The 21,827-nt window shown below is 61.5% G+C and carries 21 protein-coding genes; 9 read left to right on the top strand and 12 right to left on the bottom strand.

Annotation, left to right across the window (positions count from 1 at the left end):
- Nucleotides 1-111 precede the first annotated feature (111 nt).
- The 7 genes from ACYP2Q_RS20890 to exaC form a co-directional block, all read right to left on the bottom strand.
- Complete coding sequence (locus ACYP2Q_RS20890) at nt 112-924, bottom strand: M90 family metallopeptidase (protein WP_459732262.1); 813 nt, start codon at nt 922-924, stop codon at nt 112-114.
- A gap of 4 nt (nt 925-928) precedes the next feature.
- Nucleotides 929-1,585, bottom strand: coding sequence for a DedA family protein (locus tag ACYP2Q_RS20885; RefSeq protein ID WP_459732261.1), 657 nt, complete (start codon nt 1,583-1,585; stop codon nt 929-931).
- A 211-nt stretch (nt 1,586-1,796) separates the two neighbouring features.
- Nucleotides 1,797-2,258 (bottom strand): GNAT family N-acetyltransferase, encoded by a 462-nt coding sequence (locus ACYP2Q_RS20880; protein ID WP_077186306.1) that lies wholly within the window; start codon nt 2,256-2,258, stop codon nt 1,797-1,799.
- A 116-nt stretch (nt 2,259-2,374) separates the two neighbouring features.
- Nucleotides 2,375-3,199, bottom strand: a complete 825-nt coding sequence (gene eutC, locus ACYP2Q_RS20875; RefSeq protein ID WP_459732260.1) for an ethanolamine ammonia-lyase subunit EutC — start codon at nt 3,197-3,199, stop codon at nt 2,375-2,377.
- Between the two features lie 5 nt (nt 3,200-3,204).
- Entirely contained in the window at nt 3,205-4,599 is a 1,395-nt protein-coding gene (locus ACYP2Q_RS20870) for an ethanolamine ammonia-lyase subunit EutB (RefSeq protein ID WP_459732259.1), read from the bottom strand.
- Nucleotides 4,600-4,689: 90 nt separating this feature from the next.
- Nucleotides 4,690-6,060: an ethanolamine permease gene (gene eat / locus ACYP2Q_RS20865; protein ID WP_459732258.1), complete on the bottom strand. Its 1,371-nt coding sequence runs from the start codon at nt 6,058-6,060 to the stop codon at nt 4,690-4,692.
- Between the two features lie 217 nt (nt 6,061-6,277).
- Nucleotides 6,278-7,798, bottom strand: coding sequence for an acetaldehyde dehydrogenase ExaC (gene exaC / locus ACYP2Q_RS20860; RefSeq protein WP_077185798.1), 1,521 nt, complete (start codon nt 7,796-7,798; stop codon nt 6,278-6,280).
- 301 nt (nt 7,799-8,099) lie between these two features.
- Between exaC and ACYP2Q_RS20855 the strand changes: the two genes are divergently transcribed.
- From ACYP2Q_RS20855 to ACYP2Q_RS20840, 4 genes are all read left to right on the top strand, one after another.
- Entirely contained in the window at nt 8,100-10,013 is a 1,914-nt protein-coding gene (locus tag ACYP2Q_RS20855; protein WP_459732257.1) for a sigma-54-dependent Fis family transcriptional regulator, read from the top strand.
- 185 nt (nt 10,014-10,198) lie between these two features.
- The gene (gene mpl, locus ACYP2Q_RS20850) at nt 10,199-11,548 is read left to right on the top strand and encodes a UDP-N-acetylmuramate:L-alanyl-gamma-D-glutamyl-meso-diaminopimelate ligase (RefSeq protein WP_459732255.1); all 1,350 of its coding nucleotides are present in this window, start codon (nt 10,199-10,201) and stop codon (nt 11,546-11,548) included.
- Complete coding sequence (gene ubiX, locus ACYP2Q_RS20845; RefSeq protein WP_274074444.1) at nt 11,545-12,177, top strand: flavin prenyltransferase UbiX; 633 nt, start codon at nt 11,545-11,547, stop codon at nt 12,175-12,177. The genes mpl and ubiX overlap by 4 nt, the downstream gene beginning before the upstream one ends.
- Complete coding sequence (locus ACYP2Q_RS20840) at nt 12,170-12,454, top strand: YceK/YidQ family lipoprotein (RefSeq protein WP_459732254.1); 285 nt, start codon at nt 12,170-12,172, stop codon at nt 12,452-12,454. Before ubiX ends, ACYP2Q_RS20840 begins: the two co-directional genes overlap by 8 nt.
- Before the next feature lie 132 nt (nt 12,455-12,586).
- Here ACYP2Q_RS20840 and ACYP2Q_RS20835 read toward each other — a convergent pair whose 3' ends face one another.
- The 3 genes from ACYP2Q_RS20835 to ACYP2Q_RS20825 all read right to left on the bottom strand — a co-directional run bounded on the left by ACYP2Q_RS20835 (nt 12,587) and on the right by ACYP2Q_RS20825 (nt 15,543).
- Nucleotides 12,587-13,228, bottom strand: a complete 642-nt coding sequence (locus ACYP2Q_RS20835) for an oxidoreductase (protein ID WP_459732253.1) — start codon at nt 13,226-13,228, stop codon at nt 12,587-12,589.
- A 27-nt stretch (nt 13,229-13,255) separates the two neighbouring features.
- Nucleotides 13,256-14,974, bottom strand: coding sequence for a C13 family peptidase (locus ACYP2Q_RS20830; RefSeq protein ID WP_459732252.1), 1,719 nt, complete (start codon nt 14,972-14,974; stop codon nt 13,256-13,258).
- Nucleotides 14,975-15,087: 113 nt separating this feature from the next.
- The gene (locus ACYP2Q_RS20825) at nt 15,088-15,543 is read right to left on the bottom strand and encodes a MaoC family dehydratase (RefSeq protein WP_459732251.1); all 456 of its coding nucleotides are present in this window, start codon (nt 15,541-15,543) and stop codon (nt 15,088-15,090) included.
- Between the two features lie 196 nt (nt 15,544-15,739).
- Between ACYP2Q_RS20825 and ACYP2Q_RS20820 the strand changes: the two genes are divergently transcribed.
- The 3 genes from ACYP2Q_RS20820 to ACYP2Q_RS20810 are packed head-to-tail and all read left to right on the top strand — an operon-like array spanning nt 15,740 to nt 17,417.
- Nucleotides 15,740-16,102, top strand: coding sequence for a CidA/LrgA family protein (locus ACYP2Q_RS20820; protein ID WP_459732250.1), 363 nt, complete (start codon nt 15,740-15,742; stop codon nt 16,100-16,102).
- Entirely contained in the window at nt 16,099-16,815 is a 717-nt protein-coding gene (locus tag ACYP2Q_RS20815) for an LrgB family protein (RefSeq protein ID WP_459732249.1), read from the top strand. The genes ACYP2Q_RS20820 and ACYP2Q_RS20815 overlap by 4 nt, the downstream gene beginning before the upstream one ends.
- Nucleotides 16,816-16,826: 11 nt before the next feature.
- Nucleotides 16,827-17,417: an LON peptidase substrate-binding domain-containing protein gene (locus ACYP2Q_RS20810; RefSeq protein ID WP_459732248.1), complete on the top strand. Its 591-nt coding sequence runs from the start codon at nt 16,827-16,829 to the stop codon at nt 17,415-17,417.
- Nucleotides 17,418-17,476: 59 nt separating this feature from the next.
- Here ACYP2Q_RS20810 and ACYP2Q_RS20805 read toward each other — a convergent pair whose 3' ends face one another.
- Nucleotides 17,477-18,793, bottom strand: coding sequence for a bifunctional DedA family/phosphatase PAP2 family protein (locus ACYP2Q_RS20805; RefSeq protein WP_459732247.1), 1,317 nt, complete (start codon nt 18,791-18,793; stop codon nt 17,477-17,479).
- 156 nt (nt 18,794-18,949) lie between these two features.
- Nucleotides 18,950-19,648, bottom strand: a complete 699-nt coding sequence (locus ACYP2Q_RS20800) for a DNA-3-methyladenine glycosylase (protein ID WP_459732246.1) — start codon at nt 19,646-19,648, stop codon at nt 18,950-18,952.
- 188 nt (nt 19,649-19,836) lie between these two features.
- On the opposite strand from ACYP2Q_RS20800, the gene ACYP2Q_RS20795 reads away from it, so the two are divergent.
- The gene (locus tag ACYP2Q_RS20795; RefSeq protein ID WP_459732245.1) at nt 19,837-21,108 is read left to right on the top strand and encodes a glutamate-5-semialdehyde dehydrogenase; all 1,272 of its coding nucleotides are present in this window, start codon (nt 19,837-19,839) and stop codon (nt 21,106-21,108) included.
- A 1-nt stretch (nt 21,109) separates the two neighbouring features.
- Complete coding sequence (nadD, locus tag ACYP2Q_RS20790; RefSeq protein WP_459732244.1) at nt 21,110-21,799, top strand: nicotinate-nucleotide adenylyltransferase; 690 nt, start codon at nt 21,110-21,112, stop codon at nt 21,797-21,799.
- Nucleotides 21,800-21,827: the final 28 nt, after the last annotated feature.

Raw genomic sequence — 21,827 nt, 5'->3', positions numbered from 1 at the left:
GGCGTTGCCCCCGTTAGTTGACCAGAAACACTTGGCCGGATTGACCAAAAAGTGGCGGCGATTATAGGCATATTCCTACGTCGGCGCCACGTACCAGAGGTCGTGTAGACCTTAGTCGTGTGCCTGATAGACCGGGTTCTCGGCCAGAAGTTGCCGCAGCCTTGCCAGTGGGTCCTGGCGATAGAACAGCTTTAGTTGCTCATAGACCTGTGGATAAGCCTCGTGCAGCAAATCCGGGGCACTGAAGAAGTATTCGCTGGTGACGGCGAAGAACTCGGCAGGGTTTTGCGCCGCATACGGATCAATGGCGGTCTCGGCGTCCGGATTGCGTTCCAGTTGACGGTCGAGATCGTCGTAGGCTTCCTGCATGACCCTGGCCCAGTCGCTGACTCGCATGTCGGGGTGCAGCGGTGGCAAGCCGTTGGCGTTGCCATTGAGCATGTCGAGTTTGTGCGCCAGTTCGTGGATCACCAGGTTGTAACCTTCCCAGCCGCCGCTGGCCATGACGCCCGGCCAGGCCAGGATGATCGGCCCTTGCTGCCAGGCTTCGCCGCTGTGCTCGCCGTCCCATTCGTGCTCGACACCACTGGCATCACGATGGCGCTGGGGGCTGAGGAAATCGTCGGGGTAGAGCACGATTTCGTGAAAGCCCTGGTACCAGTTCAGGTCACCCAGGTGCAGCAACGGCAATTGCGCCTGGGCGGCGAGCAGCAGGCGTTGTTCCTGATGCAGTTCGACACCGGGCAGGGCGGTGAGGTGTTTGTCCTGCAGGAACAGTACGCAGGCTTCGCGCAGCCATTGGTCTTCGGCGGCGCTGATGCCATCGAGAAAGCTCAGGTGATGGCGCACCCGCTGCCACATTCCATCGGCTATCGGGTGCTTGGCCAGGATGCGCCGGCGTCGCCAGGCGCCAAGGGACCACATGCTGTCAGCGTGATGCGGTTTTGGAGTTCGAGCCGCCAAAGCGGCTGCGCACAATGCCAATGATCATCGGCACCAGCGACAGCAGGATGATGCCCACCACCAACAGCGACAGGTTGGATTTGATGAACGGCACGTTACCGAAGAAGTAACCCAGGGTGACCAGGCCACCGACCCAGAGAACCGTGCCCAGCACGCTGAAGGCGAAGAAGCGCGGGTAAGGCATTTTCGCGACGCCGGCGACGAAGGGGGCAAAGGTGCGAATGATCGGCAGGAAACGCGCCAGGGTCACGGTTTTGCCGCCGTGCTTGTCGTAGAAGTCGTGGGTTTGCTGCAGGTAGTCGCGCCGGAAGATCTTCGAGTTCGGGTTGCTGAACAATCGCTCGCCGGCCGTTCGTCCGATGATGTAGTTGGTGCTGTCACCGAGGATCGCCGCCAGCATCAGCAAGCCGCCCAGCAACACCGGATCCATGCCACCACCGGCCGCAACGGCGCCGGCGATGAACAGGAGTGAATCGCCGGGCAGGAAGGGCATGACCACCAGGCCGGTTTCACAGAAGATCACCAGGAACAGAATGGCGTAGATCCATGGCCCGTAGTTGGTGACCAGCAAATCGAGGTAGACATCGAGATGCAGGACGAGATCGAGCGGGTTGAAATCCATGGACGGCACCTGTGGTAACGGCCCGACTCAGCAGGCCTACGGATGACTTCGCGTAAGACTACAGACAGGAGGTAGTTTTTCTTACAAGTCGGAAAGAACGGGATTATACGGGCTGGGAAGTGAAAAGCGCGTAGGGTTTGTAGCAGGGGATTTCGGCTTGTATTGAAGAAAAGACCGCAGCCTTCGACCGAAAGCTGCGATCTTTTTGACCTTACAACTCGTCGCTGATCGGCAACACGTAGTTCTTGAACTCGGTGTCTTCCTTGAATCCGATGGATTCGTAGGTTTTCTGCGCCACTTCGTTGTTGCTGCTGGTGGAAACGCGCATGCGTACGGCATTGGTTTCCTTGGCCATTTTCTTCGCGGTGCGGATCAGGTTGTCGGCCACCAACTGGCGGCGTGCATCTTCGGCGACATAGATATCGTTGAGGATCCACACGCGTTTAAGCGAAAGCGAAGAAAAGCTCGGGTACAACTGACAGAAGCCCAGCAGTCTGTTGCTGTCATCGTCGGACAGGGCCAGGTAGATCACCGATTCCTTGCGGCGCAGGCGCTTCTCGAGGAACGCCCGGGACGAGTCCGGATAGGCCAGGGAGCCATAAAACTCGCGATATTTGACGAACAACGGGGTCAGCTGGTCCAGGTGTTCGAGGGTCGCTTGAATAATCCGCATGGTAGGTCTCGTCTTCAAGTGGCTGTCTTCACGTGCTTTGGCGGCAAAGGGTACTCACTGGCAGCCGTGCGTCGATCCTGCCTGAAAAGGGTGAGAAAGTGCAATGCGGAAGCGGTTCAGGATTGGGGCGTATCAAGTAGGAAATTTCCCTTCATGTCCGCTCCTGCGTCCGATTCCAGCGTTTGCACCTGCGCTTCGTCCTTCAGATTGACCCCGGATAACTGTCGCCGGCATGCCTCGCGCATCAAATACAGCAAACGGTGTGCCGCCATGCCGTAAGTCAGGCCTTCAAGGCGCACATTCGAGATGCAGTTGCGATAGGCGTCGGTCAGGCCGACCTTTGGATTGTAGGTGAAATATAATCCCAGGCTGTCTGGAGAGCTCAGGCCAGGGCGTTCGCCGATCAGGATCACGGTCATTTTTGCACCCAACAGTTCGCCGATCTCGTCGGCTACAGCGACCCGGCCCTGTTCCACCAGCATCACGGGCGCCATGGACCACCCGTCGGTGGAACTCTGCTCTGCAAAGCGCGCCAGGAACGGCAGAGTATGGCGATGCACCGCCAATGCCGACAATCCATCGGCTACCACGATGGCCAGGTCGACCCCGCCAGGATTGGCTGCTGCGTATTCGCGCAGGGTTCGGGCCGACCCATCGCTCAATTTGCGCCCCAGATCGGGGCGCTGCAGGTAGCTGTTGCGATCAGGTGCTGCGCTGTGCAGCAACAGGCTCTGACGGCCCCGTTCGGCCAGTTGCTCGCTGAGGGAGGCATGATCAAACGGCAAGTGCACCGCGTCTCGCGCCTGGGCGTGGGCAAATTGAAAGTCCAGCTGGGCACGGGTGGGCAGGCTGGTACCGGTGCGGCCCAGGGCAATGCGTGCGGGCGTCAGGCGTCGCAGCTCCAGCCACGGGTTGTGCGGATCGAAGGGTGGTTTTTCCATATCACTCATCCCAATTGCGCCAAGGCCTGGCGGAAGGCCGGCGGCAGGCTGTTACCGAACAGGACCTTGCCGTCCGCCTGAGTGAAGATGCCCATTTTCGCCAGCCATTGCTCGAACTCCGGCGCAGGCTTGAGCCCCAGCGTCTGCCGGGCGTAAAGCGCATCGTGGAACGACGTGGTCTGGTAGTTGAGCATGATGTCGTCGGAACCGGGAATGCCCATGATGAAGTTGATCCCGGCCACTCCGAGCAGGGTCAACAGGGTATCCATGTCATCCTGGTCGGCCTCGGCGTGGTTGGTGTAGCAGATATCGCAACCCATCGGTACGCCCAGCAGCTTGCCGCAGAAGTGGTCTTCGAGGCCGGCGCGGATGATCTGTTTGCCGTTGTAGAGGTATTCGGGGCCGATGAATCCGACAACGGTGTTCACCAGGAACGGATTGAAATGGCGGGCCACTGCGTAGGCCCTGGTTTCGCAGGTCTGCTGGTCGATGCCGTGGTGCGCATTGGCCGACAGGGCGCTGCCCTGGCCAGTTTCGAAATACATCAGGTTCTTGCCAAGCGTGCCGCGATTGAGGCTCAAACCGGCGTCGTAACCTTCCTTGAGCACATTCAGATTGATGCCGAAGCTGGCGTTGGCCGCCTCGGTGCCGGCAATCGACTGAAACACCAGGTCCAGGGGTACACCGCGATTGACCGCTTCGATTGAGGTGGTGACGTGGGTCAGCACGCAGGCCTGGGTCGGGATTTCGTAGCGCTGGATGATCGCATCGAGCATTTCCAGCATGGCGCAGATCGAGGCGATGCTGTCGGTGGCCGGGTTGATGCCGATCATGGCATCGCCATTACCGTGCAGCAGGCCATCGAGGATACTCGCGGCGATACCGGCCGGTTCGTCAGTGGGGTGATTGGGTTGCAGGCGGGTGGACAGGCGACCGCGCAGGCCGAGGGTGCCGCGGAATTGCGTGACGACGCGAATCTTCTGCGCCACCAGGACCAGGTCCTGTACGCGCATGATCTTCGAGACGGCCGCCACCATTTCCGGGGTCAGGCCGGGGGCGAGGGCGCGAAGCACCTGTTCGTCGGCGGCGTCGCTGAGCAACCAGTCGCGAAAACCGCCGACGGTGAGATGGCTGACCACCGCGAAAGCCTGCTTATCGTGGGTGTCGATGATCAGTCGGGTAACTTCATCGTCCTCGTAGGGGATCAGCACTTCCTGGACGAAGTGGCTCAGTGGGATGTCGGCCAACGCCATCTGCGCCGCCACGCGCTCGCCGTCATTGAGGGCGGCGACGCCGGCCAGAAAGTCCCCGGAGCGGGCCGGGGTGGCCTTGGCCATCACTTCCTTGAGATTCTCGAAACGGTAGGTCTGGGCGCCGACGGAATGGGCAAATACGGCCATGGGCGGTGTCCTCCTGATTCTGTAGATGACTCAAATTCATTGTGCACTTCAATATGGCGTTGCCGGGCAATGCGCCCGGCGCCGGTGCAACTAGATACCTTCGAGCATAGCGTCCGCCGGTGCTTCGGAGCGTTGCCGCGCGGTCAGTTGGAAATACAGGTAACCGGCGGCCATGAAGCCGAGGAAGACCAGGCCGATCAAGGTGTTGAACCACGCCATCGCGACCAGGCACACCAGCGCCAGGAACAGGGCAATCCCCGGTACGATCGGATAGCCCGGCGCGCGGAAGGTGCGTTCGAGGTTCGGCTCGGTTTTACGCAGCTTGAACAAGCTCAGCATACTGATGATGTACATCACGATGGCACCAAATACCGACATGGTGATCATTGCCGCCGTCAGCGACATGCCTTGCAGGTTGACCAGGCCATCGCTGTAGATGGCGGCAATGCCGATCACCCCACCGGCCAGGATCGCCCGATGCGGGGTCTGGAAGCGCGAGAGCTTGGCCAGGCTGCGCGGCAGGTAACCGGCGCGGGCCAGGGCGAAGAACTGGCGCGAGTAGCCGAGAATGATCCCGTGGAAACTCGCCACCAGGCCGAACAGGCCGATCCAGACCAGCATGTGCATCCAGGTTGAATTGTTGCCGACCACCGTTTTCATGGCCTGGGGTAGCGGGTCGTTGATGTTTGCCAGCTGGCGCCAGTCGCCAACGCCACCGGCCATCACCATGGTGCCGATGGCCAGGAACACCAGGGTCAGGATGCCGCTGACGTATGCCCTGGGAATCGTGCGTTTCGGGTCCTTGGCTTCCTCGGCGGCCATGGCTGCGCCTTCGATGGCGAGAAAGAACCAGATGGCGAAGGGAATGGCCGCAAAAATGCCGGGAATGGACGCGATGGTGAACTCACTGGAGCCCGACCAGCCATTGAGTACGAAGTTGCTGAAGCTGAAGCCTGGCGCGACCACGCCCATGAACACCAGCAGTTCGGCAACGGCCAGCACGGTCACCACCAGTTCGAAGGTGGCGGCGATGCTGACGCCGAGAATATTGAGGGTCATGAACACGAAGTAGGCGCCCACCGCGGCTATTTTCGGGTCCAGTTCCGGGTATTGCACGTTGAGATAGGCGCCGATGGCCATGGCGATGGCCGGCGGTGCGAAAACGAATTCGATCAGGGTGGCGATGCCGGCGATCAGTCCGCCTTTTTCACCGAAGGCTCGCCGACTATAGGCAAACGGACCGCCGGCATGGGGAATGGCTGTGGTCAATTCGGTGAAACTGAAGATGAAGCAGGTGTACATCGTTGCCACCATCAGTGCGGTGACGAGGAACCCCAGGGTCCCTGCGGTGCCCCAGCCGTAACTCCAGCCGAAGTATTCGCCGGAGATCACCAGGCCAACGGCAATGCCCCATAGATGCAGGGTGCCGAGCGTGGGTTTGAGCTGTGTGGAAGAAGTCATAAGTCCTCGCTGTCTTTTTATTTTTTGATTTTGTTGGACTTTCGGGAGCTGCGTTTGGGTGTGTAGCGGGCACGCAAGGGCCGTGCCAGAGCGGCCAGGCCTTGAGTGGTTGTGTCATTCAGGACGCCATCGCTGGCAAGCCAGCTCCTACAGGTGCGGTGTGATCCCTGTAGGAGCTGGCTTGCCAGCGAAAGCCGTTACACGGTGTCGGGCCGGGTTAGAAGAAGCCCAGCGGATTGATGTCGTAGCTCACCAGCAGGTTCTTGGTCTGCTGATAGTGGTCGAGCATCATCTTGTGGGTTTCACGGCCGACGCCAGACTTCTTGTACCCGCCAAACGCGGCATGCGCCGGGTACAGGTGGTAGCAGTTGGTCCAGACACGACCGGCCTTGATCGCGCGGCCCATGCGGTAGGCGCGGTTGATATCGCGGGTCCAGAGGCCGGCGCCCAAGCCGAACTCGGTGTCGTTGGCGATGGCCAGGGCTTCGGCTTCGTCCTTGAAGGTGGTGATGCTCACCACCGGGCCGAAGATTTCTTCCTGGAATACGCGCATCTTGTTGGTGCCCTTGAGCAGGGTCGGCTGGATGTAATAACCGGAGGCCAGGTTGCCTTCGAGTTTTTCCACCTTGCCACCGGTCAGCAGCTCGGCACCTTCGCCCTTGGCGATTTCCAGGTACGAAAGAATCTTGTCGAATTGCTGCTCGGAGGCCTGGGCGCCGACCATGGTGTCGGTGTCCAGCGGGTCGCCACGTTTGATTTGCAGGACTTTCTTCATCACGACGGCCATGAACTCGTCGTAGATCGATTCCTGCACCAGTGCGCGGGAAGGGCAGGTGCAGACTTCGCCCTGGTTGAAGAACGCCAGCACCAGGCCTTCAGCGGCTTTTTCGATGAAGGACGGTTCGGCCTTCATGATGTCTTCGAAGAAGATGTTCGGCGACTTGCCACCCAGCTCCACGGTGGACGGAATGATGTTTTCGGCTGCGCATTTCATGATGTGCGAACCGACTGGGGTCGAGCCGGTGAAAGCGATCTTGGCGATGCGCTTGCTGGTGGCCAGGGCTTCGCCGGCTTCTTTGCCGTAGCCTTGCACGATGTTCAGTACACCGGGTGGCAGCAGGTCGCCGATCAGCTCGACCAGTACGGTGATGCCCAGTGGGGTTTGCTCGGCAGGCTTGAGCACCACGCAGTTACCGGCGGCCAGGGCCGGGGCGAGTTTCCAGGCGGCCATCAGGATCGGGAAGTTCCACGGAATGATCTGCCCGACCACGCCCAGGGGTTCATGGATGTGATAGGCCACGGTGTTACCGTCGATTTCGGCAGCGCTGCCCTCCTGGGCGCGGATGCAGCCAGCGAAGTAGCGGAAATGGTCGGCGGCCAGCGGGATGTCGGCGTTGAGGGTTTCACGCACGGCTTTGCCGTTGTCCCAGGATTCGGTGATCGCCAGCAGTTCCAGGTTCTGTTCGATGCGGTCGGCAATTTTCAGCAGCACCAGCGAGCGAGCCTGGGCGGACGTGGCGCCCCAGGCATCGGCGGCCGCGTGGGCAGCGTCCAGGGCCTTGTCGATGTCTTCGGCCGTGGAGCGTGGGAATTCGGCAATGGGTTGGCCATTTACTGGCGAGGTATTGGTGAAGTACTGACCTTTGACAGGCGCGACGAACTCGCCGCCGATGTAATTTCCGTATTTGCTCTTGAACGAAACGATAGCGCCTTCAGTACCGGGGTGAGCGTAACGCATGATGGTTTCTCCTTGGTTCTTGTGCTTATAAGGAAGACGCGCGTGTGCGCTTGCTTTAAGCGTAGAGCAAGGGTCGGGCCACTGCCTTGCAGGTCATGTAAATCAAGGCCTTGCGCGGTTTTTGTCGGACGGGCGGAGAGTGCATGTGACGGTATCGGTACAGTGCTTGTGACACTTTGTACCGTTTCTGGCACAGGATGTGACTGGTCGGTCTTGCCAGCATTGCAATGCAGGCCCGGCTGGAGGATGCTCGGCATCACCGCATGCACGGGTCGCCGAGCCCCGGGGAGAATAATAAGAAATGCACGACAACCATTTGAGCCGCCATGCCCAGCAGGTGTTGACCGTAGCCCAGGGCAAGGCCCACCTGCAGGGACCTGGCAGTGACCCGTCCATCGCCCGTTCCTGGCTGCGCTGTCTGGAGGACTATCACCTCGACCCGGCCCTGACCATGGCACCGACGGTGCTGGAGCATGGCCGCGTCCTGGAAAGCCGCGAACGCTTGCAGCAGGTGCTGCACATCGCCGGCAATGAAATGACCAGCCTTCACCAGCAACTTTCCGGTGCCGGCCACGCCGTGCTGTTGACCGATGCTCGTGGGGTGATCCTCAACTGCGTGACGGCACCGGCCGAACGCAAGATTTTCGAACGTGCCGGCCTCTGGCTCGGAGCCGACTGGAGCGAGGCCTGTGAAGGCACCAACGGCATCGGCACCTGCCTGGTGGAGCGCCAGTCGCTGACCATTCACCAGGACGAGCATTTCCGCGGGCGACACACGGGCCTGACCTGTTCGGCAAGTCCGGTATTCGATCCGCACGGCGAGCTGCTGGCGGTACTCGACGTGTCCTCGGCGCGGCACGAGGTATCGCGCCAGAGTCAGTTTCATACCATGGCCCTGGTCAATCTTTCGGCGAAGATGATCGAGAGCTGTTATTTCCTGCGTTGTTTCGATAATCAATGGCTGCTGCGTTTTCATCTTCAGGCCGAGTCCGTCGGTTTGTTCAGCGAAGGGCTGCTGGCGTTCGACGGTGAAGGGCGAATCTGTGCAGTCAATCAGAGTGCGCTGAACCTGCTGGGGCATATCCGTGGCGGCTTGCTGGGCAAACCGGTGGAGGCGTTTTTCGACTGCTCGCTGGACGAACTGCTCGGCCGCGCCAGCATCAATGCCAGCGCCAGCTGGCCACTGCGCACCCGGGACGGACGCAACCTGTTCGCCGTGTTGCGCGGGCAGTCGCGTAAAGTGCCGGTGCCGCTGGTGCCGGGCCCGGTGTTTGAAGAGCGCCCGCGTTTGTCGGGCATCTGCCTGGGCGATCCCACGTTGCAGGCGGATTTCCGCAAGGCCCTGCGCGTGTACGAACGGGACGTGCCCTTGCTGATCAACGGCGAAACCGGTTCTGGCAAGGAAGCCTTTGCCAAGGCCGTGCACCAGGCCAGCCAGCGCGCGGAAAAAGCCTTCGTCGCCCTCAACTGCGCGGCGATCCCCGAAAGCCTGATCGAGAGCGAGCTGTTCGGCTATCGCGGTGGCAGTTTCACCGGTGCGCGCAAGGAAGGCATGCGCGGCAAGCTGCAGCAGGCCGATGGCGGGACCTTGTTCCTCGACGAAATCGGCGACATGCCCTTGGCCATGCAGACCCGTTTGTTGCGCGTGCTGGAAGATCGGCAAGTGGTTCCGATCGGCGGCGAACCGGAGTCGGTCAACGTGCGGATCATCAGCGCCACGCACCGCAACCTGCTGGAGCGGGTGCAGGACGGCAGTTTCCGCGAGGACCTGTATTACCGGCTCAATGGGCTGGAAGTCGCGTTGCCGGCGTTGCGCGAGCGCAGTGACAAATCGCAGTTGCTCGACTTCTTGCTGGCTGAAGAGGCGAGGGGGGAGACCGTGCTGATCGACGAGCCGGCGCGAGAGGCATTGTTGGGATTCGCCTGGCCGGGCAACGTGCGGCAGATGCGCAATGTGTTGCGTACGTTGGCCGCGCTGTGTGACGGCGGACGGATCGGGTTGGATGACCTGCCGGCGATGATTCGTCAGGCGCGGCCGGTGGTTGTGCCGGCCATTGAAGCGCCTTGCGAACATCCCCTGGAAGATGCCGAGCGCCTGGCGCTGTTGAATGCGCTGGAGCACACGCGCTGGCATATGACGAATACGGCTGAGCAGCTGGGGGTCAGTCGCAATACCCTGTATCGAAAGATGCGCAAGCACGGTATCGCCCGCTAGACCGCGTCGCACCCATTCGCGAGCAAGCCCGCTCCCACAGGATATGGGCTGAATTCACAATTGTGGAACTGCCGCAGGTCTACTGTGGGAGCTAGCCTGCTGGCGATGGCGTCCTTGGGAGCGAAACAAAGGTGCGATTTTCCCCTCCCTAAGCTAACCTGCGGCCATGTTTTACGAGGTCGACTATGCACATTCATATTCTGGGTATCTGCGGCACTTTCATGGGTTCGATGGCGGTCCTGGCCAAAGAGCTCGGCCATCACGTGACCGGCTCCGATGCCAATGTCTACCCGCCGATGAGCACTCAGCTCGAGGCGCAGGGCATTGAGTTGACCCAAGGCTACGACCCGGCGCAACTGGACCCGGCCCCCGATCTGGTGGTCATCGGCAACGCCATGTCGCGCGGCAACCCGGCGGTCGAATACGTGCTGAACAAAGGCCTGCCGTATGTCTCCGGCCCACAGTGGCTGGCCGACCACGTGCTGCAGGGCCGCTGGGTGCTGGCGGTCGCCGGTACGCATGGCAAGACCACCACCAGCAGCATGCTCGCCTGGGTGCTGGAGCACGCGGGCATGAGCCCGGGCTTCCTGATCGGCGGCGTACCGCAGAATTTCTCGGTGTCTGCGCGCCTAGGTGGCACGCCGTTTTTCGTGATCGAAGCCGACGAGTACGACAGTGCGTTCTTCGACAAGCGCTCCAAGTTCGTTCACTACCGTCCGCGCACGGCGATCCTGAACAACCTGGAGTTCGACCACGCCGATATCTTCCCGGATCTGCCGGCCATCGAGCGGCAGTTCCACCATCTGGTGCGGACCATCCCGAGCGAAGGCCTGGTGATTCATCCGACTACCGAGCCGGCTTTGTTGCGGGTCATCGAGATGGGTTGCTGGACCCCGGTGCAAACCACCGGTGCCGGCGGGCAGTGGCAGGTCAAGCTGCTCAGCGAGGATGGCTCGAAGTTCGAAGTGATGTTCGAAGGCGTCGCACAAGGCGTGGTCGATTGGGACATGACCGGCCAGCATAATGTGGCCAACGCCTTGGCCACGCTGGCTGCGGCGCGCCATGTTGGCGTGGTGCCGGCCATGGGCATCGCCGCATTAAGTGCCTTCAAGAGCGTGAAACGACGGATGGAAAAAGTCGCAGAGGTGCGCGGCATCACTATCTATGACGACTTTGCTCACCACCCGACGGCCATTGCCACCACGCTCGATGGCCTGCGCAAGCGCATTGGCGATGCGCCGTTGATTGCGATCATCGAGCCGCGCTCCAACTCAATGAAGCTTGGCGCGCACCGTGACGGCTTGCCGGAGAGCGTGGTCGATGCCGACCAGGTGATCTGGTATGCCCCGGCCAATCTCGGCTGGGATCTGGCCGGCACCGCCGCACTCTGCACGGTGCCGTCGATTGTCAGCGACTCGTTGGAAGGCATCATCGAGCGGGTTAAGAGCCAGGCCCAGCCGGGCACCCACGTAGTGATCATGAGCAACGGTGGCTTCGGCGGCCTGCACGGCAAGCTGGCCGAGGCGCTCAAATGAGTAACGGCCCGGACCGCATCACGCTGGCGATGACCGGCGCTTCCGGCGCCCAGTACGGCCTGCGCCTGCTCGATTGCCTGGTGCGCGAAGAACGCGAAGTGCACTTCCTGATTTCCAAGGCCGCGCAACTGGTGATGGCCACCGAAACCGACGTCACGCTGCCGGCCAAGCCACAGATGATGCAGGCCTTCCTCACCGAATACACCGGTGCCGCCGCCGGGCAGATCCGGGTCTACGGCAAGGAAGACTGGATGTCGCCGGTGGCCTCGGGCTCCGGCGCGCCGGCGGCGATGGTGGTGGTGCCGTGCTCCACCGGGACCCTGTCGGCCATCGCGACGGGTGCTTGCAACAACCTGATCGAACGCGCCGCCGATGTCACGCTCAAGGAGCGTCGTCAGCTGATCCTGGTGCCCCGTGAAGCGCCATACTCGAGTATCCACCTGGAGCACATGCTCAAGTTGTCGAACATGGGTGTGACGATTTTGCCGGCATCGCCGGGTTTCTATCATCAACCACAAACCATCGACGACCTGATCGATTTCGTCGTGGCGCGGATCCTCAATCTGCTGAACATTCCCCAGGACATGCTGCCGCGTTGGGGCGAATACCATCTGACCAGCGATGAGTAAGTGGCTGGCTATAGTGCTGGCGTTACAGCTGGCGGGATGCGCCACGGCGCGTACGCTGGATGCGGCCAAGCCGGGAGCGCCGGTGGTGTACTCCGGGACGCGGCTGGATTTGTATGCGTTGAATGGCGGTTGCTGCGCGATGGACCGTTTTGGCGCCGAGGCACCGAGCTATCCGGGCGTTGATCTGCCGGCCAGTGCGTTGCTCGACACGCTGCTGTTGCCGTTGTCGATACTGACGGTGATCGGCGTGAGTTTCCAGGCAACCGGCGGGTTGTAGGAGAGCGCTTCGCGCTCTATTCGCGGGCAAGCCCGCTCCCACAGGGTTGTGTGTGATCCACATATTTTGTAATCACTGGAAAACTGTGGGAGCGGGCTTGCCCGCGATGAGGCTCGCCCAGGCAACACACAATTATTTGCCGAGCTTCCTGAGCTCATCCGACTCGACAATCCGCACCCCATCCTGCTCCTCCAGAGCCAGGCGCCACATCGCGCGGGCCAACTGGCACGCTTCTATGCCTCGGTACTTGCCGGGAATCAATTTGGACAAGGGCCCGGCGAACTGCTCGCCCAGGCGTGGCTGGGTGCGCTCGCCCAGCAGCAGCGATGGACGGCAGATGGTCAGCTGCGGCCAGTCCTGCGCGCGCAAGGCATGCTCCATTTCGCCTTTGACCCGGTTGTAGAAAATCGAGGATCTGCGATCGGCGCCCAGGGCGCTGATCACGATCAGGTGCCGTGCGCCCATCTCCCGGGCACGTTTGGCGAACGCCACCACCATGTCCAGGTCCACCGCGCGAAACGCTTGTTCCGAGCCGGCCTGCTTGATGGTGGTGCCCAGGCAGCAGTAGGCGATGTCGACGCGGCCGTTCAATTGCGGCAGGAACTCAGTGGGATCGCCCACCGGGTTTTCCAGGTGCGGATGCGCGGCCAGTGGCCGGCGCGAGGGGGCCAATACTCGCGATATCGTTGGCTCGTTGAGCAAGCGATCGAGTAAGTGTTCACCGGTCAAACCCGTGGCTCCGGCAAGTAACACGTGCTGAGGCGTCAAGTACATAGTGTTTCTCCCTTGATACTGTTCAGCTTAGTTGTTCTTTGCATCCTTGCTGTCAATGGAGACACTTTGCAGGGCTTTTCGTGCCTGCTGCTTACGTAACAGTTGCCAGTGGGAGAGCACGGTTTTCGGTGCCCATATCTGCGGCTCGGAGGCTTCGAAACCGTCTGCCAGCTCGCGCTCGGCGACGGTGGCCTTGGCCAGTTTGAAGGCTTGTTCCAGGTCATCGGTCTGGTTCAGCGCCTGGGCGAACAGGGCGTCGCCGAAGTAGGTGAAGTTGGCTTCTTCGGAACAGCCGAAGGACACGCGGTCAGCTCGCGAGGCGGTCATGATCAGGGTACGTTCGTCCTTCAGGGCAGGGATGAAACCGCCGGAGTAGCAGGACGAAATCACGATGATCTTGTCGCGGTTTTTCAGTGGTGCGAGGACGGCGGCAAGCTCATCGGCCGGCAGGTCCGCAAGCTCCATGCGCGGTTGGTCGAGCACCAGTTCGTGCTCGCTGCTGCCGTGGCTGGTCAGGTAGATGAACACCAGGTCTTCCGGGCCGCTGCGTTCGGCCAGCGTCAGGGCGGCACGGCGCAGGTTTTCCCGAGTGGCCATGGGGCGGTCGCCGAGGTGGTCGCGATGGTTCACCAGGCGGATCTGGCCATAGGCGCCGAAGCGACTGGTGAGCATGTTCGCAACATAGTCGGATTCACGCAGGAATACGCTCTGCTTGCCGTCGCCGCCGAGGGTCAGGGTGTAAAGCTCCACTGCCGGGGTCGAGGCTGGAACGTTGGTCAGTGCATCCTCGAGCAAGCGCCCCTGGGCCAGCAAGCCAAGTTCGAGGGTGTCGGGCAGCAATTTACCCTCGGCGTCGCGCACGCGCTGGCCGTTGATCCAGGTGCCACTGAGCACGGCGCCGTCGGTGAGGACCAGGGTGCCGCGCCCGGAATAACTGTCGTTGTCGAACTGGCCGGTGTAGAAGCTGCCATCGGCCAGGTTCAGGCGCCCTTGGCCGGTGAAACGCCAGTCGCTGAAGTGGCCGATGTAATGGCTGCCGTCGGCGCCGATCAGTTCGCCCTTGCCGTTGAGCGAACCTTCCTTGAATTGACCCAGCCATACGTCGCCGTCGGCGTTTTCATAACGACCCTTGCCGTGCAACTGGTTGCTTTTGAACCCGCCGACATAGATGTCGCCTTCGGCGCTGTTGAAGGTTCCGTTGCCTTCCAGCTGACCGTCGACGAAGTGTCCGGTGAACTGATTGCCGCTGCCGTCGCTGCGTTGGCCATCGCCATTGGGCTTGCCGTGGGCGAACTGGCCCTGATAGGCGCTGCCATCTTCGAGCTCCAGGCGGCCGAGCCCTGAATACTGATCGGCCTTGAACTCGCCGCGGTAGAGCATGCCGTGTTCTTTGAGAGTGCCTTCGCCGTCGCGTCGGCCCAGCTTGAAGCCACCGGTGTAGCTGCCGCCGCTGGTGGTCAGGGATCCCTGGCCATCGAACAGGCCTTGCTTGAACTGCCCGCGATAGACCTCGCCATTGCTGCCATGCCATTCACCCTGGCCATGCCACTGGCCCTGGTCGAACTCGCCGGCGTACCAACTGCCGTTCGGGTAGTCGATGCGGCCCTGGCCCTGCAGCAGTCCGTTGACCAGCTCACCGCGATAGCGTCCACCGTCCGGCAGGCGGGCGTCCGCGGGCAATAGCGATTCGCCGTCGCCGCAAGCGGTGAGCATCAGGGTCAAGGCGAGGAGTGCAAGTGGGCGCATAGCGGGTTCCGGGCAATTAGGCGACCGAGTATGCCGCAGCTATGAGTCCATATACAGCCGGTAGAAAAGCAGCAGGTGCGAAACAGCGTGTGCTGCTTCGCATCCGTGAGGGTTTACACGAAGCAGAGCGACAGGGATTCGGCGACGTACGCCGGTTTGTCCATGCCTTCGATTTCCAGTGTGGCGATGGCCTTGAGCAGCCATTGGCCAGGTTTTTTCTCGGTGACCTCGGACAGTTCGACCTTGAGGCGCACCCTCGAATCGACCTTGACCGGCTGAATGAACCGCACGCTGTCCAGGCCATAATTGACCACCATCTTCAAGCCTTCCGGCATGACGAGGATGTCTTCCATCAGTTTCGGAATCAGCGACAACGACAGAAAGCCGTGGGCAATGGTGCCGCCAAAAGGTGTTTGCGCAGCTTTGACCGGGTCGACGTGGATGAACTGATAGTCCCCGGTGGCTTCGGCGAACAGGTTGATGCGCTCCTGATCGATGGTGAGCCATTCGGAACGTCCGAGTTCCTTGCCGATATGATCTTTGAGCTCTGCGACGGGTACGTAGGGCATTGAGACTCTCCTTGGGTTCATCGATTTTATAGTTTTTAGGTGGGGGGATTTGACCTCCCGGATTTACCACTTTAGATCACCATGGCAAAACGCTGCGGTCAACAGACCATGCTTATGGCGAATGCCGATCCATAGCGCAAGCGTGCTTATAATGCGCGGGCCAATGCGGTTGACGGATTTTTGCGGGAGATCTTTGATGTTGTTACGTGGCCTGACCTGGCTGGTGCTGTTCCAATTGCTCGGCACCGCGATCAATCATTTGTTCTTGCCCTTCCTGCCGGGGCCGATCATCGGCCTGCTGTTGTTGCTGATATTTCTGATCTGTCGTGGCCAGGTCGGTGAGCCGCTGAACCTTGCAGCCAGCAGCCTGCTGCGCTACCTGCCGTTGCTGCTGGTGCCACCGGCCGTCGGGGTGATGGTGTACGCCGCGGATATCGCCGCCGATTTCTGGGCCATTGTCGGCGCGCTGGTGTTGTCATTGTTGCTGTCGATGGCGTTTGCCGGAGTGCTCATGCAGCGCATGGTCAAGCGCCATGTTCACCCTGGGGACGGCCAATGATCCTTGACTGGCACGGCGCCTGGACGTCGGTGATTCATCATCCATTGTTCGGCATCGGCATCACGCTCGGCGCCTATCAGCTGGTGCTGGCGGCGTTCGAGAAAACCCGCTGGATCTTTTTGCAGCCCGTGCTGGTCTCCATGATGCTGGTGATCGGTGTGCTGGTCGGCTGCGGCCTGACCTACGCCGAGTACCGCAAGAGCACCGAGATCCTCAGTATTCTGCTCGGTCCCGCGACGGTCGCGCTGGCCGTGCCGCTTTACCTCAATCTACGGCGGATTCGACAGTTGTTCTGGCCGATATTTACTACGCTGGTGATAGGCGGTGTAGTCGCCACGTGCATGGGCGTGCTGCTGGGCTGGTGGTTCGGGGCCGAACACATGATCCTGATGACCATGGCGCCGAAATCGGTGACATCGCCTATCGCGATGCTGGTGGCCGAACAGATCGGCGGCGTCGCCGCGCTGGCGGCGGTGTTCGTGTTGATCACCGGGGTGATCGGGGCGATCTTCGGCCCGAGCCTGTTGACCCGACTCGGTGTCCACAGTCCCGAGGCCCGCGGCATGGCACTGGGCATGACCGCCCATGCGGTTGGCACCGCGGTGGCGATGCAGGAAAGTGACGAATGTGGCGCCTTCGCGGCGCTGGCGATGAGTTTGATGGGCGTGGCCACGGCAGTGTTCCTGCCGTTGGCGGTGTCGATGGTGGTGTAAGGAATATGTCTATGAGTCTGCCGCTTTTTCCGCTGAACACGGTGCTGTTTCCGGGTTGCATCCTCGACCTGCAGATTTTCGAGGCGCGCTATCTGGATATGATCGGTCGCTGCATGAAACAGGGCGGCGGTTTCGGCGTGGTGTGCATCCTGGACGGGAGCGAAGTCGGTATCGCGCCGCAGGGCTTTGCCATGGTCGGTTGTGAAGCGCGCATCACCGATTTTCAGCAGCAGGACAATGGCCTGCTGGGGATCAGGGTAGAGGGCGGGCGTCGGTTCAACGTGTTGACGACCGAAGTCCAGCGCGACCAGTTGATCCTTGCCGAGGTCGAATGGCTGGAAGACGAGCCCGAGCAGCCGCTGCAGGACGAAGATGCCGATCTGGTGGCCTTGCTCAAGGCCCTGGCCGAACACCCGATGGTCGAGGCGCTGAGCATGGGCACCGAAGCGACGGGGCAGCAATCACTGGCCAACCAGCTGGCGTACCTTTTGCCCTTTGCCGAAGTGGACAAGATCGATCTATTGCAGCTTGATGATCCGCAACAACGCCTGGATGCGATTCAGGCGTTGCTGGATGAGTTGCAGGGCGAGTTGTTTGCCTGACATCACCAGAAGATCGCCGCCTTCTGTAGGAGCTGCCGCAGGCTGCGATCTTTTGATCTTTAATACGCATACCTCAACATCGTATGCGGCAAATGTCTCAATACGAAAAACCCGAACAACGCCACCAGCGATGGCAACACCAGCCACCAGACCCTGGGCGGCATGGCATTGAGCGAAGTCTGGCGCTGGCTCAGCCACAAACTCGCCGCACAAACACACGACGCCAGCATCGCGCCCGCCAGCACATCCGTCGGCCAGTGTGCGCCGAGGTATACCCGGGACAGGGAAATCGCCAGCGCCGGCAGGCACGCCACCAGCAACCAGGTCAGGCGCATCCGTGGCGGTTGCCCGCGACCGGCGAGTACGGCGAGGGTCAGGAACAGTGCAAACGCCCCGGATGCGTGCCCGCTGGGCATGCTGTAGCTGGTCAGCGGGTCGCTCAATACCTCCGGGCGCACGCGGGCAAAAAAGTGTTTGGTCAGGGTGTTGCCCAGCGCGGTGCAGAGCAGGGTGGTGGTGGCGAAGATCAGCTGGCGCCATTGCCGGGTTATCAGTAGCAGCACAACCAGCAAGGCGCTGAAAATCAGCATGTTGCGGAATTCGCCAATCAGGGTGAAGACCACCGCCACCTCATCGAGCATTGGACTGCGGTGTTCCTGTACCAGGGTCATCACCCCCTGATCGAGGGCGTTCAGGTGCGGGTAGCCGATGAACAGTCCCGCCAGGATCAGGAAGCTCATGCCGGCAATGAACACTGTGGCCTTGCGATGGCGGCGCAGGCTGCTGGTCGCGCTCAGCCCGACCATGACCGCAATGCTGCCGGCAACGATGCCGGCCTCAAGCCAGAAGCCTTCGGGCAGTGGCAAGCGAATCGCCGCGCCCGTGGCCCAGCCCGGCAGCAGGTATGCCACGGACCAACCCGCGCCAGCCAGCAGGCTCACCGCGAAGAACCGCGGGAAGGGCATGTCGAACATCCCGGCGACCATCGGCAGCATGGGGCGCAAGGGGCCGATGAAGCGCCCGACCAGCAGGCTGGCGATGCCGTAGCGCTGGAAATAGGACTCTGCCCCGGCGATCCATTCCGGGTGATGACGCAAGCCGGGCAGGCGTCGGATGTTCTGATGGAAGTGCCGGCCAAGGAAATACGAAACCACGTCGCCGAGCACGCCGGCGAGAAATCCCAGCAACAACGTTTCGCTCAACGACAGTGCGCCGCTGCCAGCCAGTACCGCCACGGCGAACAGCAATACGGTGCCAGGCACGATCAGGCCGGCAATCGCCAGGCATTCCACAAAGGCCACGATGAATACCGCCGCGGCCAGCCATTGCGGGTTGACCGTCAACCAGCCGGTCACGCTATCGAGCCATGGGCCCATAAAAACAACTCCATTGAATGTTCGATTGGCCCTTGTGGGAGCGAGCCTGCTCGCGATGGCGCAACTTCAGTCAGTAATGATGTTGAATATACTGGCCTCATCGCGAGCAGGCTCGCTCCCACAGGGTATTCCTTCAGTTTCGGGTTCCGGGCATTGTCAGGTCAGCAGGATGTAATCGCGACCTTCGACCTGGCCCCGTCGCAGCGGGTTCCGCGTGCAATAGGCGGCATAGGCCGCGTCGACGAAGCGGTACATCAAGTGTTCATCGCGCCCGTGGGGGATGCCCAGGCGGGTGGCCTGGATGATGTGTGCGGGTGTCTGCCCAACATCTTCCACCAGCAGCACCTCATGATCGAAGCGCTTGGCGTCCCAGACCGGCACCTTCAGACCCAGGGACTTGCAGAGCAGTGTCTGCCCCGCGCAGAGCTTTTGCGAGGGGCGAGGGCGACCTTTGGCGTCGGGGTTGTTCAACAGCATCTGCGCCAGGCTTGCCGGCCCGCTCAATTCGTCGACCCAAGGGTAGGCGGATTTGATCAGCACGGCATTGCCCGGGCCTTGAGCGCTGAAGTTGAGGGAATCGCCACCGCGGGCGTAATACATATAGATGTGCCCGCCGTCCAGAAACAAAGCTTTACGCTTTTCTGTGTAGCCGAGGGAGGCGTGACTGCCTTTTTCTGCGCAGTAATAGGCTTCGGTCTCGATGATTCGCGCGCTGAGCCACAGGTCGCCGACTCGATGGCGGATGACTTTTGCGAGTAAATCGCGGGCGAGAATTTGCGCGTCGCGGTTGAAAAACGCGTCCGGGAGGCCCTTGGGCAGACTCGCGGCGGACGCACGAACAGTCAGGTTGGTCATGATAACGACGTTTATCAGGGCTGATTGAGTCGTGATGATAACAATTTGCAGCTTAATCCCGGCTGAACGTCGGCAAATTGCCCTCGATTTCGACCATCCGCCCGTCACCGCTGTTAGTCGGCGGACGCGACAGCTATAATCTGCCGCTTTACTCTTTACCAAGACCTTAGCAAAGACCACTCCAGACCATGACTGAGTCCGTTCTTGACTACATGACCCGCCTGGGTCGCGCTGCCCGCGAGGCTTCCCGCGTGATCGGCCGTGCCAGCACCGCGCAGAAAAACCGCGCGTTGCAGGCGGCTGCCAATGCGCTGGATGCTGCCCGCGGCGAATTGACCGCTGCCAATGAGCTGGACCTGGCGGCTGGCCGCGCCAATGGTCTGGAGCCGGCCCTGCTCGAGCGTCTGGCGCTGACCCCGGAGCGGATCGACGGCATGATCGTTGGCCTGCGCCAGGTCGCTGCGTTGCCCGACCCGGTCGGTGCGATCCGCGACATGAGCTATCGTCCGTCGGGTATCCAGGTGGGCAAGATGCGCGTGCCGCTGGGCGTGATCGGGATCATCTACGAGTCGCGGCCGAATGTGACCATCGATGCAGCCAGCCTTTGCCTGAAGTCCGGCAACGCGACCATCCTGCGCGGCGGCTCCGAAGCCATTCATTCCAATCGTGCCATCGCCGCCTGCATCCAGCGCGGCCTGGCGGAGGCCGATCTGCCGGCCGCCGTGGTACAGGTGGTCGAAACCACTGATCGCGCTGCCGTTGGCGCGCTGATCAGCATGCCTGAGTACGTCGACGTCATCGTGCCCCGTGGTGGCCGTGGCCTGATCGAACGCGTCAGTCGTGACGCCCGGGTGCCGGTGATCAAGCATCTGGACGGGATCTGCCACGTTTATGTGAGCGAACACGCGGACCTGGCGAAAGCCCAGCGCATCGCGTTCAACGCCAAGACTTACCGCTATGGCATCTGCGGGGCGATGGAGACGCTGCTGGTCGATCAAATCGTTGCTAAAGATTTCCTGCCGGCGATGGCGGCCCAGTTCCGCGAAAAAGGCGTCGAACTGCGCGGTTGCGAACGCACGCGGGCAATCATCGATGCCGTGGCGGCCACGCAAGAGGACTGGAGCACCGAGTATCTGGCGCCCATCCTGTCGATTCGCGTGGTCGACGGGCTTGACCAGGCCATCGAGCACATCAACCATTACAGCTCCCATCACACCGATTCGATTGTCAGCGAACACCAGGGCGACACCCGGCGTTTCGTGGCTGAAGTCGATTCTTCGTCGGTGATGATCAACACCCCGACCTGCTTCGCCGATGGCTTCGAATACGGATTGGGTGCCGAAATCGGCATTTCTACTGATAAGCTGCACGCCCGCGGTCCGGTCGGTCTCGAAGGCCTGACCTGCGAGAAGTACGTCGTGGTCGGTGATGGCCAGTTGCGCGGACAGGAGCCGGTCTGACTTGGGCGACCTCGACCCGTCAGCCCCGGTAACCGCCAGCGCGCCTGCACCTCGACGCATCGGCGTCCTGGGCGGGACCTTCGACCCGGTGCACGTCGGCCATTTGCGTGGTGCGCTGGAAGTCGCCGAATCGTTGGCGCTCGATGAGCTGCGCCTGACACCCAGTGCCAGGCCACCCCATCGGGGTACGCCGCAAGTCTCGGCGAAAGACCGTCTGGCGATGGTCGAGTGCGCGGTGGCCGGTGTGGCACCGTTGGTGGTGGACGCCCGCGAATTGCAGCGGGACAAGCCGTCCTACACCATTGATACCCTGGAGTCGATGCGTGCCGAAATGGCTGCCGAGACCCAGGTTTTTCTGCTTTTGGGCTGGGACGCATTTTGCGGCCTGCCCACTTGGCACCGCTGGGAAGAGTTGCTCCAGCATTGCCATATCCTGGTGTTGCAACGCCCGGATGCCGACAGCGAACCGCCGGATGCCTTGCGCAACCTGCTGGCAGCGCGCTCGGTGAGCGACCCGCTGGCCCTCAAGGGGTCGAGCGGACAGATTGCATTCGTCTGGCAGACACCGCTCGCGGTATCCGCCACCCAGATCCGTCAACTGCTGGCCAGCGGTAAGTCGGTACGTTTCCTGGTGCCCGACGCGGTCCTGGCCTACATCGATGCGCACGGGCTTTACCGTGCGTCGAACTGAATAGGAGTGCTTCAAGGCACGTAGCAAC

The sequence above is a fragment of the Pseudomonas sp. MHK4 genome (genome assembly GCF_054600775.1).
This window is presented reverse-complemented; position numbering and strand designations above follow the sequence as displayed.